A 13765-nucleotide genomic window follows, 5' to 3' on the forward strand; every position below is an offset into this window, starting at 1 on the left:
GAAGACTGATCAGACACCCTCACGCCGGTTTTCCCGGAAGCCGCGACGCGGCGGTCCGGGACCCATCCCGCTGTGTTTGAACCGCCGCGACGGCGGACAAGATCGGTGGATGGGTCCCGGCTCTCCCCCGGATCAAGTCCGGGGTCGGCCGGGACGGCAGTGTTGGAGACCCACCGCTGCACCTGCCCGCCCGGCCTGACTTGAAGGGGCGGGTGCGGGGCTCCACTTGTGTCTGCACACGAAGCGGGCGACGCTGGCCCGCATGGCATGATGGCGCCCGGACGCGTATCGTCACGGGCGCGGAGAACCAAGCTGATGACCGAGACCCGGACCCTTCCCCTTCTGCCGCTGCGCGATATCGTGGTGTTTCCGCACATGATCGTGCCCCTGTTTGTGGGCCGCGAGAAATCCGTGCGCGCGCTGGAAGAAGTCATGCGCGGCGACAAGCAGATCCTGCTGGCCACCCAATTGAGCGCGGCGGACGATGACCCGTCGTCCGAGGCGATTTATGGCCAGGGCGTGATCGCCTCTGTGCTGCAGCTTCTGAAACTGCCTGACGGCACGGTGAAGGTTCTGGTCGAGGGCGGGCGGCGCATGGACGTGCTGCGCTATCTCGACAACCAGGCCTATTTCGAGGCCGAGGCGCGCCTGGTTGATGAAACCGGCGGCGATGCGGCCGAGATGGAAGCGCTGATGCGCGCGGCCGGCGACAAGTTTGAAGACTACGTCAAGCTCAACAAGAAAGTGCCGCCCGAGGCGCTGGCCGCGGTGGGCGAGATCGCCGATCCGGCCAAGATGGCCGACACGATCGCCGCGCATCTGGCGGTGAAGATCACCGACAAGCAGGAGCTGCTCGGCAATCCGGACGTGGCCCAGCGGCTGGAGAAGGTGTTTGCGCTGATGGAGGGGGAGATTTCCGTCCTCCAGGTTGAGACCAAGATCCGCAACCGCGTGAAGCGGCAGATGGAGAAGACCCAGCGCGAATATTATCTCAACGAACAGATGAAGGCGATCCAGCGCGAGCTGGGCGAGGGCGATGACGGCCGCGAGGAAATGGCCGAGCTCGAAGAGCGCATCGAGGCGACCAAGCTGTCGAAAGAAGCCCGCGCCAAGGTCGATGCGGAGATGAAAAAGCTGCGCCAGATGAGCCCCATGTCGGCCGAGGCCACCGTGGTGCGCAATTATCTCGACTGGATCCTGTCCATCCCGTGGAACAAGCGCAAGAAGGTCCGCAATGACCTGAAAAAGGCCGAGGACACGCTCGAGCGTGACCATTACGGGCTGGAGAAGGTCAAGGAGCGCATTATCGAGCACCTGGCCGTTCAGGCGCGCACCCGCAAGCTGCGCGGGCCGATCCTGTGCCTGGTCGGACCGCCGGGCGTGGGCAAGACGTCGCTCGGCCGTTCCATCGCCGAAGCCACGGGGCGCGAGTTCGTGCGCATGTCGCTGGGCGGCGTGCGTGACGAGGCCGAGATTCGCGGCCACCGGCGCACCTATATCGGCTCCATGCCGGGCCGGGTGATCCAGTCGATGAAGAAGGCCAAGAGTTCCAACCCGCTCTTCCTGCTCGACGAGATCGACAAGCTGGGTGCCGATTACCGCGGCGACCCGTCTGCGGCCCTGCTCGAAGTGCTCGACCCTGAACAGAACAGCTCGTTCAACGACCATTATCTGGAGGTCGATTACGATCTGTCGGACGTGATGTTCATCACCACGGCCAACACGCTCAACATGCCCCAGCCGCTTCTGGACCGCATGGAGATCATCCGGATCGCGGGTTACACCGAGGACGAGAAGCTGGAGATCGCGCGCCGCCACCTCATTCCCAAAGTGATGAAGGCGCACGCCCTCAAAGGCGATGACTGGGTCGTGGAAGATGGCGCGCTGCGCGATCTCATCCGCTATTACACGCGCGAATCCGGCGTGCGCAATCTGGAGCGGGAAATCTCGCGCCTGGCCCGCAAGGCGGTGCGCAAGCTGGTGGGCGGCGAGGCCGAAACCATCACGGTGACCAGCGAGAATCTGGCCGACTTTGCCGGCGTGCGCAAACACCGCTTTGGCGAGACCGAGCTGGAGGACCGCGTGGGTCTGGTCACGGGTCTGGCCTGGACCGAGGTGGGCGGCGATTTGCTGACCATCGAGGCGGTCAAGATGCCCGGACGCGGCAAGATGACGGTCACCGGCAATCTGCGCGATGTGATGAAGGAATCCATCTCGGCGGCCAATTCCTACGTGCAGTCACGCGCGCCCGCCCTGGGCGTGAAGCCGCCGGTGTTTCGCACCACCGACATTCACGTGCACGTGCCTGAAGGCGCCACGCCCAAGGACGGCCCGTCAGCGGGCGGTGCCATGATCACGGCCATTGTCTCGGCGCTCACCGGCATTCCGGTGCGCAAGGACGTGGCCATGACCGGCGAGATCACGCTGCGCGGCCGGGTGCTGCCGATTGGCGGCCTGAAAGAGAAGCTGCTGGCGGCGCTGCGCGGCGGGGTCAAGACGGTGCTGATCCCCAAGGACAATGAAAAGGATCTCGCCGAGATCCCGGACAATGTGAAACAGGGCCTGCACATCATCCCGGTGGAAACCGTGGACCAGGTGCTCGAACACGCCCTGGCCGGCAAGGTCCAGCCGGTGGAATGGAGCGAAGCCGACGAAGCCGCGTTTGCGGCGGCGGCAAGGGCGGAAGCGGCGCCGGGCGAAGCGCGGGCGCATTAGGCCGGGCTTCCCCGTAACGGCAGTCATCTCATGGTGCCGTCCCGGACGCCCCGGCCTTGAGCCGGGGTGATCCGGGTGCCGCCGCCCCCTAATCGCGTCCGGCTCTCGCCGCCTCGATCCGTTCGCGGCGCTGGGCGAGCCAGATCTCGCGCAGCAGGACATAGGGGTCTTGCGCCGTCCCGGCCTCGCGCTCGTCCGTGCCATCTTGCGCCATGCGCTCGAACGTTTCCTCCAACTCCAGCCGGATCTCGCCCACGCGCAGGACCCGTTCGGTCCAGCGTATGGCGTCATCGGGCTCGTGGGTGCTCCAGTTGAACGGGTGGGCGTAGCGGTCGGCGACGCGCCCGCCGGTATCACGCACCGTGGACGGCCCCAGGAAGGGCAGGACCACATAAGGGCCCTCGCCCACGCCCCAGACCGCCATCGTCTCGCCGAAATCGGCGTCGTGGCGTGGAACGCCTTCGCCGCCGGCCACATCGAACAGCCCGCCCAGACCCACCGTGGTATTGGCGGCGAAGCGGAAGGCGCTGTCGGCGGCGGGGCCGGGCTGGCCCTGCAGGATCAGATTGGCGAACACTACCGGCTCACGCAGGTTTCGCAGCACATTGCCGATACCGGCGCGCACAAAGCCCGGCGTGTAGTCGCGATAGGCGCGCGCCGCCGGGCCGACCACGGCACGGTCGGCCGCGACATTGAAGCCCAGCGTGGCGCGGTTGACCGGCTCGAACGGGTCATTGGCGTGGCCGGGTGCGCCATCGGGGGTGCCGGCGCAGGCCGACAGGCTCAAGGCGGTGGCAAGGGCGAGCATCAAAGCGGGCAGGGCGGGGCGCATGGCGTCTCCGGTTGAAAAGGGTCGCGGACGGACAATCGGTCGCAGGTGGACATGGATCATATAAGACGCCGGTCAAGCTTTCGCTGATGCAGCGCATGTTCACCATCGTGTGCGCGGCGTGCCCGTTGAACCTGGACGGATAATCGCATAAAGATATCTTTATATGGACCGGCCTGCGCCGGGGAGTCTGACCGGAGCCGATCATGTCTCAAGGGGATGTTGCAAATTCAGGCGCGCCGCGCGTTTCGTTCGAGTTCTTCCCGCCGAAGACCGAGGACATGGAGACGCGGCTGTGGGAGTCCATTGGGCGGCTGGCGCCGCTGGGCCCGGCCTTCGTGTCGGTGACCTATGGCGCGGGCGGCTCGACGCGCGAGCGCACCCACCGCACGGTCAAGCGTATCGTGGAGGAAACCGATCTCCTGCCCGCGGCGCACCTGACCTGCGTCAGCGCCACCAGGGCCGAGATCAATGACGTCATCCAGAGCTACTGGGATGCGGGCGTGCGCCATATCGTGTCGCTGCGCGGCGATCCGCCCGAGGGCATTGGTGAACGCTATGCGCCCCATCCGGGCGGCTATGAAAACGCGGCCGACCTGAGCGCGGGCATCCGCGCCATCGGCGATTTCGAGATCTCCGTGGGCTGCTATCCGGAAAAGCACCCGGAAAGCGCCAGCCTGCAGGCCGATATCGATCACCTGAAACGCAAGATCGACAATGGCGCGACCCGCGCGATCAGCCAGTTCTTCTTCGATGCCGGCGTGTTCCTGCGCTATGTGGATACGGTGCGCGCGGCGGGCATCACCATCCCCATCGTGCCGGGCATCATGCTGCAGCCCAATTTCAAGGGCCTCAAGCGCATGGCCAGGCTGTGCGGTGCCTCGATCCCCCAGCGTCTGGATGCTGTGTTCGACGGCATGGAGGGGGACGAGAAAACCCGCGAGCTGGTCACCGCCCATATCGCCGCTGATCTGTGCCATGCGCTCAAGGCAGGCGGCGTAGAGCAGTTCCATTTCTACACGCTCAACCGCGCCGAGCTGGCGCTGGCGACCTGCGCGCTGCTGGGCGTCAAACCCGAACCGGCGAAGGCGGCCTGAACACATGACACGGCAAGATCGCATCAAGGCGCTCGAAGCGCTGGCACGGGACCGTATTCTGGTGCTCGACGGGGCCATGGGCACCATGATCCAGCGCCTGAAGCTGTCGGAAGAGGATTATCGCGGCGCGCGCTTTGCCGGCTGGAAGACGGCGGTGCAGGGCAATAACGATCTGCTCAATCTGAGCCGGCCCGACGCCATTCGCGACATCCACGCGGCCTATTTCGCGTCCGGATCGGACCTGGTGGAGACCAATACGTTTTCGGCCACCACCATCGCCCAGGCCGATTACCATATGGAAGATATCGCCGCCGAAATTGCGAGCGAGGGCGCGCGCCTGGCGCGCGAGGCCGCTGACGCCGCCGAGGCCGAAACCGGCCAGCCCAAGGCCGTTCTGGGTGCCATCGGGCCGACCAACCGCACGCTCTCGCTGTCGCCCGACGTGGAGGATCCCGGCTATCGCGCCGTGACCTTTGACGAGGTGCGCGAAACCTATGCCGAGCAGGCGAAAGCCATGGCGCCGTTCGTGGATTTCTTCCTGATCGAGACGATTTTTGACACCCTCAACGCCAAGGCGGCGATCAAGGCGCTTCTGGACCTGCGCGCCGAGGGCGGAGTGGACGCCGATATTCCGATCATGCTGTCAGGTACCATCACCGACGCGTCGGGCCGCACCCTGTCGGGCCAGACCACCGAAGCCTTCTACAACTCCGTGCGTCATGCCCGGCCCTGGGCCATCGGGCTCAATTGCGCGCTGGGTGCCGACCAGCTGCGTCCCTATTTGGCCGAGATGAGCCGCATCGCCGAGACACGCGTCATCGCCTATCCCAATGCGGGCCTGCCCAACGCGTTCGGTGAATATGACGAGACGCCCGAAGAGACCGCCGGCTTCATCGGTGACTGGGCGCAATCGGGGCTGGTGAACATTGTCGGCGGGTGCTGCGGCACCACGCCTGAGCACATCGCCCGCATCGCCAGAGCCGCCTTCGCAGGCCGCCCGCGCGAGATCGCCAAACGCCCGCCCGCCATGCGGCTGTCGGGCCTAGAACCGTTTGAACTGGCATAATCGATGACCGAGAAATCCCCCTCCCGCGCTGTGTTCGTCAATGTGGGCGAGCGCACCAATGTCACCGGATCGGCAAAGTTCCGAAACCTGATCCGCGAGGGCGATTACGCGACTGCGCTGGATGTGGCCCGCCAGCAGGTGGAAAGCGGCGCACAGATCATTGACGTGAACATGGATGAGGGTCTGCTCGACTCCAAACAGGCCATGGTCACCTTCCTCAATCTGATCGCGGCCGAGCCTGACATCGCGCGTGTGCCGCTGATGATCGACAGCTCCAAGTGGGAGGTGATCGAGGCGGGCCTGAAATGCGTGCAGGGCAAGGCCATCGTCAATTCCATCAGCCTGAAGGAAGGCGAGGACCAGTTCCTGGAGCAGGCGCGGGCGTGCCTGGCCTATGGGGCCGCCGTGGTGGTGATGGCGTTCGACGAGGGCGGCCAGGCCGAGACGGCCCAGCACAAGTTTGACATCTGCAAGCGCGCCTATGATTTGCTGGTCGACACGGTCGGGTTTGATCCCAACGATATTATCTTCGATCCGAACATTTTCGCGGTCGCCACCGGGATCGAAGAGCATAACGACTACGCCGTCGCCTTTATCGACGCGACGCGGCGCATCCGCGCCGAGCTGCCCGGTGCCCATGTGTCGGGCGGGCTGTCCAACATCTCCTTCAGCTTCCGCGGCAATGAGCCGGTGCGCCGGGCCATGCACTCGGTCTTCCTCTATCACGCCATCAAGGCAGGGATGGACATGGGGATCGTCAATGCCGGCCAGCTCGACATTTATGACGAGATTGATCCCGAGCTGCGTGAGCTGGCCGAGGACGTAATCCTCAACCGGCGCGACGATTCAACCGAGCGCCTCTTGCAGGCCGCCGACCGCTTCAAAGGCGATGGTGTGGTTGCGAAGAAGGAGGACGCCGAATGGCGCTCGCGCCCCGTCGCCGAGCGTCTGAAACATGCCCTCGTGAAGGGCATTGACGAGTTTGTCGTCGAGGACACCGAGGAAGCGCGCCAGCAGTTCGACCGCCCGCTGCACGTCATCGAAGGCCCGCTGATGGACGGGATGAACGTGGTCGGCGATCTGTTCGGCGAGGGCAAGATGTTCCTGCCCCAGGTGGTGAAATCGGCGCGCGTGATGAAAAAGGCCGTGGCCCATCTGATCCCGTACATGGAGGCTGAACGCGCCGCCAGCGGCGAGGAGAAGCAGTCGGCCGGGCGCGTGGTGATGGCCACGGTGAAGGGCGATGTCCACGATATCGGCAAGAATATTGTCGGCGTGGTGCTGCAATGTAACGGCTATGACGTCATCGATCTGGGCGTGATGGTGCCGGCGGAGAAAATCCTGGAGACCGCGCGCAAGGAGAACGCCCATATCATCGGCCTGTCCGGCCTGATCACGCCATCACTGGACGAGATGGTGCATGTGGCCGCCGAGATGCAGCGTCTGGGCCTGGACCTGCCGCTGATGATTGGCGGCGCCACCACCAGCCCGGCGCACACGGCGGTGAAGATCGAGCCCGCTTACGGCCGCGCGCCGGTGGTGCATGTCCATGACGCCAGCCGGGCGGTGGGCGTGGTGTCGCGCCTGATGTCGCCCGAACAGCGTGCGCCGTACTGGGACGATTTGAAAGCCGCCCACGAAAAGACCCGCATCACCCGCGCCCGCACCCAGGCCAGCCGTGACCGCGTGCCTTTGAAAGATGCCCGCGAAAAGGCATTTGATGCGGATGCGAACGATTATACGCCGGTGACCCCGAAACGGCCCGGTCTGACCACCATCGACGATGTGCGTCTGGCGGATTTGGCCCCCTATATCGACTGGACGCCCTTCTTCATGGCCTGGGACATCAAGGGCGTGTATCCGAAAATCCTGGACGATCCCAAACGCGGCGAGGCGGCGCGGGCCTTGTTCGCCGATGCCCAGGCCATGCTGAAAACAATGATCGCCGAAGACTGGCTGCAGCCGCGCGGTGTGGTCGGCCTGTGGCCGGCCCGGCGCGAGGGCGATGACGTGATCGTCTACACCGACGAGAGCCGCCAGAGCGAGGCCGGGCGTTTTTACGGCCTGCGCCAGCAGCTGCGCAAGGAAGGCGACAAGCCGCATTACAATATCTGCGACTTCATCAGCGCCACCAAGCCGGACTGGATCGGCGGCTTCGCCGTCACGGCCGGGTCTGCCGAGGGCGAGATTGCGGAGCGTTTCCGCAAGGCCAATGATGATTATTCGGAGATCCTGTTCAAGGCGCTGGCCGATCGTTTCGCCGAGGCTTTCGCCGAATATCTCCATGCCCGCGTCCGCCGCGAAATCTGGGGCTATGCGCCGGATGAGGCGCTGACTACGGACGAGCTGATCGCAGAGACCTATCAGGGCATCCGACCGGCGCCGGGCTATCCCGCGCAGCCTGACCATACCGAGAAGGACGCGCTGTTCCGCCTGCTCGAAGCACCTGCGCGCACCGGCATCGAACTCACCGAAAGCCGGGCCATGAACCCGGCGGCCTCGGTTTCGGGCATGTATCTGGCGCATCCTGACAGCGTGTACTTCGCTGTGGGGCGCATCGCGCTCGATCAGGTGCAGGACTATGCCCGGCGCAAGGGCTGGAGCCTGGAAGAGGCGGAAAAGGCGCTGGCGCCCATCCTGGGCTATGACCCGGACGCGCCCGCAGCGGCTGCGGCGGAGTAGGGGGCGGACCCTATTCGGGCTCGCCCTGACGATGATCGCATTTGGGTCAGGTTTATCGGACTGAGGTGACTTAGGGCCTGTCTCTTCTCCCTCCCCCTTGGGGGAGGGTCGGGGTGGGGGGATGCAGTTTCAGCCACCTGTACGTCACCCGTCACCGCCTCACACCCCACCCCAACCCTCCCCTCAAGGGGAGGGAGTAAAAGTTCCAGCCTCAAACCCGATAGTCCTTCCCTCAAGGGGAGGGGGTCAGTGCTCAATTCTCAAAGGCGATAGCTTTGGGCTCGCCCCAGCCGCCCCCGCCCGGGGTTTCGATCTCCAGAATATCGCCCGCTTCCACGTCCACCCGGAACAGGGCCGGCAGGGTCTCGACCGCTCCACTGGTGCGGATCAGGCGCTGGGCACCGGGCTTGCCCGCCTCCCCACCCTTGAGGCCTGGCGGGGCGACGCTGCGCCGTCCTGACAGGAGCGCCGCCTCCATGGGTTCGAGGAACTGGATGCGGCGCACTGTGCCGTCGCCGCCGCGCCAGCGTCCCGCGCCGCCCGATCCGGGGCGCAGGTGGTGGGCCAGGATGCGTACCGGATAGCGCAGTTCCAGCACCTCGGGATCCGTCATGCGCGAATTGGTCATGTGGGTGTGGACGCCCGATGCACCGTCAAATCCTTTGCCGTCGGCGAACACGCCCGCCCCGGCACCGCCGCAGATCGTCTCGTAATACTGACGCCGGTCATCGCCGAAGGTGAGGTTATTCATCGTGCCCTGGCTGGGCGCCAGGCGGCCCGTGGCGGCGAACAGGGCGTCCACGATGAGCTGGCTGGTCTCCACATTGCCCGCGACGACGGCGGCGGGCGGCTGCGGCGCGATCAGGCTGCCCTCGGGGATGATCAGGCGGATGGGTTTGAGACAGCCCTCATTGAGCGGGATCACGTCATTGACCAGGCAGCGCAGCACGTAGAGTACGGCGGCGCGGGCCACGGCGCTGGGGGCGTTGAAATTATCGCTCAGCTGGGCGCTGGTGCCGGCAAAATCGATCACCGCCTCGCGCGCTGCCCGGTCGACGCGGATGGCCACGCGGATGACGCCGCCGCCATCCATGTGCATCTCCGCCGCACCATCCTCCAGCGCGCCGATCACCCGGCGCACGGCGCGTTCGGCATTGTCCTGCACATGGCCCATATAGGCGCGCACCTTGGCCAGACCCTCGCGTGTGACCATGTCCGTGAGCGCCCGTCCGCCGGCGGCACAGGCGGCGAGCTGGGCCTTGAGATCGGCGACATTCTGGTCGGGATTGCGGGCGGGATAGTGTCCGGTGCCAAGCGCTGCGCGCACGCCGGTTGCATCAAACTTTCCGCCCTTCAGGATGCGCACCGCGTCCAGCACCACGCCCTCTTCCTCGATCGTGCGGGAGAAGGGCGGCATGGAGCCCGGTGCAATGCCGCCCACATCGGCGTGGTGGCCGCGCGCCGCCACGAAGAACAGGCGCGTCCCGTCCTGATCGCACACGGGCTGGATCACCGTGATGTCAGGCAGATGCGTGCCGCCATTCCAGGGCGCGTTGAGGGCGATGGCGTCCTGCGGTCCCAGATCGGGATGGGCGTCCAGCGCGGCGCGCACGCTGGCCGACATGGAGCCCAGATGCACCGGCATGTGGGGCGCGTTGGCGACTAGCCCGCCGTCTGCGTCGAATACCGCGCAGGAAAAATCCAGCCGCTCCTTGATATTGACCGAGTGGGCGGTGCGCTCGAGCACGGCACCCATCTGCTCGGCCACGGCCATGAAGCGCCGGTTGAAAAGCTCCAGCGTCACCGGATCGGCTTGCGTATTGTCATCGCCGTGCCGGGCAACCGTGTCCGCGTCAGCCTGCCGGGTGAGGACCAGCATGCCGTCCGCGCTGCGCCGCGCACCCCAGCCGGGATCTACCACAACGGTCTGGTGATCATCCACGATCAGGGCCGGGCCGGTGATGGCGTGACCCGGTGCGATATCGCGTAAGGGATAGACCGGCGTGGCACTTGCGCGGCCTGCGAAGTGAGTTTCCACCTCGCCGGCCTGCACCAGCGGGCCATCGGCCTGCGCCAGCTCTGCCGCCGCCGCGCCTGCGCCTGGCGACGCGCCTTCTGCCGCTGCGGCTGCAGATTCCAGGATCAGGGTGGCACCGGCTTCGGGCGCGAAGCCGAACAGGCGCTCATGGGCCTCACCGAAGGCGGCACGGATATCATCCTGGTTACCTGCCGGAACCGGGATCGCGGTGTCAGATCCGGCCGCGCGCAGGCGCAATTCAGTTCGCATACGAATATTGTCGCCGCCCTGATCGGCGACGCTGGCGCGGGCCTGACCGGACAGCGCATCCAGCAGGTCTTGCGCGGCTTTCAGGCCCGCTGCGTCCAGCGCCCGCTCCAGACCCGCCTCGTGCAGCGCGCGGATGGGTGCCAGGCCGATGCCGTAGGCGGACAGCAACCCCGCTTGCGGGTGGATCAGTGCCGTGGTCATGCCCAGCGCATCGGCGACCAGACAGGCATGCTGCCCCCCTGCGCCGCCGAACGCGTTGAGGGCATAGCCACGCGGGTCCACGCCCTCGGCGGTGGTGATCTGGCGGATCGCGCCGGCCATGGCCTCCACAGCCACGGCGAGGAATCCCTCAGCAGCGGCTTGCGGGCTGGCAAGGCCCATGGCGTCAGCGAGTTTGCAGAGGGCGGTGCGGGATGCGCCTGCGTCCAGGCCCTGGTCCTGGTCAGGGCCGAACACGCGCGGGAACCAGTCAGGCTGGATGCGGCCCAGCACCAGATTGGCGTCGGTCACCGCCGCCGGCCCGCCGCGCCCATAGCAGGCCGGTCCCGGATCCGCCCCGGCACTGTGCGGTCCGACCCGCGCACGCTCGCCGTCAAAGCTCAGGATCGAGCCGCCTCCCGCCGCCACAGTGTGCACCGCCAGCATGGGCGCGCGCAGCACGCGGCCATCGAGGCGCGCAAGGTCGGTGCGGGCATAGTCCCCGCCATCATGCCGCGACACGTCGGTGGAGGTGCCGCCCATGTCAAACCCGATGACCTTCCCGAACCCGGCGGCCTTCGCGGTGACCGCCATCCCCACCACGCCGCCCGCCGGGCCGGACAGGACAGCATTGCGGGCTGCAAACATATTCGCATCCGAAAGACCGCCGCCTGACTGCATGAAATAGAGCGGCGCACCGTCCAGCCCCCGGGCCACGCGCGCCACATAATCCTGCAAGACCGGCTGGAGATAGGCGTCGATCACGGCGGTGGAGGCGCGCGGGATCAGGCGGATCAGCGGGCTCGCGGCGCTGGACAGCGTGACATGGTCGAAACCGGCCTCGCGGGCGAGGCTGGCGAGGCGCTGCTCCTGCTTGTCATTCGCGTGCGAATTGATCAGCACGATGGCGACAGATTCGAACCCGTCAGCGCGCGCCGCGTCCAGCACGGCGCGGGCGTGCGCCTCGTCCAGCGCATCGGCGATCTGGCCGTCGGGCGTCATGCGGCCGGTCAGGCCGCACACACGCGCCGCCAGCGGCTCGGGGCGGTCAATGCGCAGGGCGAAAATGTCCGGCCGCGTCTGGTCGGCGATGGTCAGGGCGTCTTCAAAGCCCCCGGTCACCAGAAACAGCGTACGCGCGCCCTTGAGTTCCAGCAGGGCATTGGTGGCCACGGTGGTGCCCATCTTGACCGCCGACAGCGCGCCGGCCGGGATGGGCGCATTGGGGGCAAGACCGAGCGCCCGGCGCACGCCGGCGCTGGCCGCGTCGTCATAGGCGGGCGACTGGGACAGGAGCTTGAAGGCGTCCAGGCGGCCATCGCCGTGGCGCGCCAGAATGTCGGTAAACGTGCCGCCCCGGTCGATCCAGATCTCCAGAGCCTTGGTCACGCGCATCTCCTGCAGCCGCTGAGGGGACGGGTTATGCAGCACAGCGCGGCCACCCCTGCAAGGGTGCGAGGGACCGGACCGGCTTGACGCGCCCGCCCCCGGGCGTCAATCAGGATGGCCGCGCACGCTGGCAGCCCTGCGGCGGCGCCCCCTTTGAGACCCCACGGACCCGCCATGGACTTCTGGCGCAAGCTCGCCGCCCTTCTGACCGGATCGCAAGACCCGTTCGACTGCGCGGAGGAGGACTGCCCGCCGGGCCGGCGCGTGGATGATGCCGAGTTTGCCATGGCGCTGATCGGGCTGGGCGCCAAGATGGCCAAGGCCGATGGCGAGGTCAGCCGCGAGGAAGTTGCCGCCTTCGCCCAGGTGTTCCGCGCCCCGGCAGGCTTCGAGGCACCGCTGGCGCGGGCGTTCGATCTGGCCAAGCAGACCACGCTGGGCTTTGACGGCTATGCACGGCGTCTGGCGCGCCGCTTCCAGCATCATCCGGCGGTGCTGGAGGATGTGCTGGACGGTCTGTTCCATATCGCCAAGGCCGACGGGCGTGTGACCGCGCAGGAGGAAGCCTATCTGGAAGCGGTGGCGGAGATTTTCGGCTTCGACGCGCAGGGCTTCGAGCGGATCAAGTACACCCATATCGCCGCGCCTCATGATGATCCGTACGTGATCCTGGGCGTCAGCCGCGCCGCCAGCGACGCAGAGGTCAAGAGCGCCTATCGCGCCATCGCCTCGCAGAACCATCCCGACAGGCTGATCGCGCGGGGTGCCCCGGCGGAGTTGCAGCGCATCGCGGTGGAGAAGATGGCGGTGATCAATGCGGCCTATGACGCTGTGATGCAGGCGCGCGGCGTGCGCCCGCGCCGCCTCGAAGCCCGGACGGTGTGAGGCAGTCCGCCAAATCGTCCCTGCCCCGAACAGGGGATATGCCGCTCTGGGCCGCGCCCTCAATACTGCGCGCAGACCGGGACGGCGCTCTGCCGGCCCGGCTTGTGGGCAAAAGGGGACAGAACCATGGTGCCGACGCTGACCAAGACCGTGAAGATGATGCTGATCGCTGCGGCCGTCACGCTGGTGGCGGGCTGCGAGAGCATGATCACCGGAGGGCCGCTGATCCGTCCGGGCGAACCGACCGGCGTGATCGAAGTGGTGAACAATTCCGGGCGCACCCTGAACGCCGTGCTGATTTCCACCTGCTCGGCCAGCACATATGGGCTCAATCGCCTGCCCAGCGGCCTGGTGATCCCCCACGGGCGCAGCTTCGCCTTCCCCGTGTCGGCGGGCTGCTGGGACATCAATGCGGGCCATTCCACGTCTGATTTTGCGTATGCAGATGTGCGCCGCCGGGTCAATGTCGCGCCGAACCAGCGTTTGCGCTTCCATGTGAATGACGGGCGCTAGCGCGCTTCAAGGCTCGAAAGCCCTGCTGCGCAGCCCGCGCGGCGGGGTTTCTGCCTTTCATGGCGTTTTTGTAAGGCGCCAGGCATTGACGGGGGGCATGGAAA

The 13765-nt window shown here is 66.5% G+C and carries 8 protein-coding genes; 6 read left to right on the top strand and 2 right to left on the bottom strand.

Annotated elements, in window-relative coordinates; translation table 11 throughout:
* Positions 1 to 315 precede the first annotated feature (315 nt).
* On the top strand, positions 316 to 2715 hold the full coding sequence (gene lon / locus L2D00_00560) for an endopeptidase La (GenBank protein ID WBQ13194.1): 2400 nt from the start codon (positions 316 to 318) through the stop codon (positions 2713 to 2715).
* Between the two features lie 88 nt (positions 2716 to 2803).
* On the opposite strand, the gene L2D00_00565 is transcribed toward lon, so the two are convergent.
* Complete coding sequence (locus L2D00_00565) at positions 2804 to 3547, bottom strand: VacJ family lipoprotein (protein ID WBQ13195.1); 744 nt, start codon at positions 3545 to 3547, stop codon at positions 2804 to 2806.
* A gap of 203 nt (positions 3548 to 3750) precedes the next feature.
* Between L2D00_00565 and metF the strand changes: the two genes are divergently transcribed.
* Genes metF through metH form a run of 3 tightly spaced genes read left to right on the top strand, consistent with a single transcriptional unit; the run spans position 3751 to position 8389 of the window.
* Positions 3751 to 4641 carry a methylenetetrahydrofolate reductase [NAD(P)H] gene (gene metF / locus L2D00_00570; GenBank protein WBQ13196.1) on the top strand — a complete coding sequence of 297 codons (891 nt, stop codon included), beginning with the start codon at positions 3751 to 3753 and terminating at the stop codon, positions 4639 to 4641.
* A 4-nt stretch (positions 4642 to 4645) separates the two neighbouring features.
* On the top strand, positions 4646 to 5707 hold the full coding sequence (locus L2D00_00575) for a homocysteine S-methyltransferase family protein (GenBank protein ID WBQ13197.1): 1062 nt from the start codon (positions 4646 to 4648) through the stop codon (positions 5705 to 5707).
* Positions 5708 to 5710: 3 nt separating this feature from the next.
* Positions 5711 to 8389, top strand: a complete 2679-nt coding sequence (metH, locus tag L2D00_00580; protein ID WBQ13198.1) for a methionine synthase — start codon at positions 5711 to 5713, stop codon at positions 8387 to 8389.
* Positions 8390 to 8642: 253 nt separating this feature from the next.
* Here the strand turns inward: metH and L2D00_00585 are convergent, their stop codons facing one another.
* Positions 8643 to 12263 carry a hydantoinase B/oxoprolinase family protein gene (locus L2D00_00585; GenBank protein ID WBQ13199.1) on the bottom strand — a complete coding sequence of 1207 codons (3621 nt, stop codon included), beginning with the start codon at positions 12261 to 12263 and terminating at the stop codon, positions 8643 to 8645.
* A 174-nt stretch (positions 12264 to 12437) separates the two neighbouring features.
* Here L2D00_00585 and L2D00_00590 point away from each other — a divergent pair, with 174 nt between their 5' ends.
* Positions 12438 to 13148, top strand: coding sequence for a molecular chaperone DjiA (locus L2D00_00590; GenBank protein WBQ13200.1), 711 nt, complete (start codon positions 12438 to 12440; stop codon positions 13146 to 13148).
* 126 nt (positions 13149 to 13274) lie between these two features.
* A complete protein-coding gene (locus tag L2D00_00595) occupies positions 13275 to 13661 on the top strand; it encodes a hypothetical protein (protein ID WBQ13201.1) in 387 nt (128 codons plus the stop codon).
* Positions 13662 to 13765: the final 104 nt, after the last annotated feature.

Source organism: Hyphomonadaceae bacterium BL14 (assembly GCA_027627705.1).
GTDB lineage: Bacteria > Pseudomonadota > Alphaproteobacteria > Caulobacterales > Maricaulaceae > Oceanicaulis.

Bases quoted from the DNA above. Each gene is read 5' to 3' on its own strand.
- lon (WBQ13194.1), top strand. From the start codon at position 316: ATGACCGAGACCCGGACCCTTCCCCTTCTGCCGCTGCGCGATATCGTG.
- L2D00_00565 (WBQ13195.1), bottom strand. From the start codon at position 3,547: ATGCGCCCCGCCCTGCCCGCTTTGATGCTCGCCCTTGCCACCGCCTTG.
- metF (WBQ13196.1), top strand. From the start codon at position 3,751: ATGTCTCAAGGGGATGTTGCAAATTCAGGCGCGCCGCGCGTTTCGTTC.
- L2D00_00575 (WBQ13197.1), top strand. From the start codon at position 4,646: ATGACACGGCAAGATCGCATCAAGGCGCTCGAAGCGCTGGCACGGGAC.
- metH (WBQ13198.1), top strand. From the start codon at position 5,711: ATGACCGAGAAATCCCCCTCCCGCGCTGTGTTCGTCAATGTGGGCGAG.
- L2D00_00590 (WBQ13200.1), top strand. From the start codon at position 12,438: ATGGACTTCTGGCGCAAGCTCGCCGCCCTTCTGACCGGATCGCAAGAC.
- L2D00_00595 (WBQ13201.1), top strand. From the start codon at position 13,275: ATGGTGCCGACGCTGACCAAGACCGTGAAGATGATGCTGATCGCTGCG.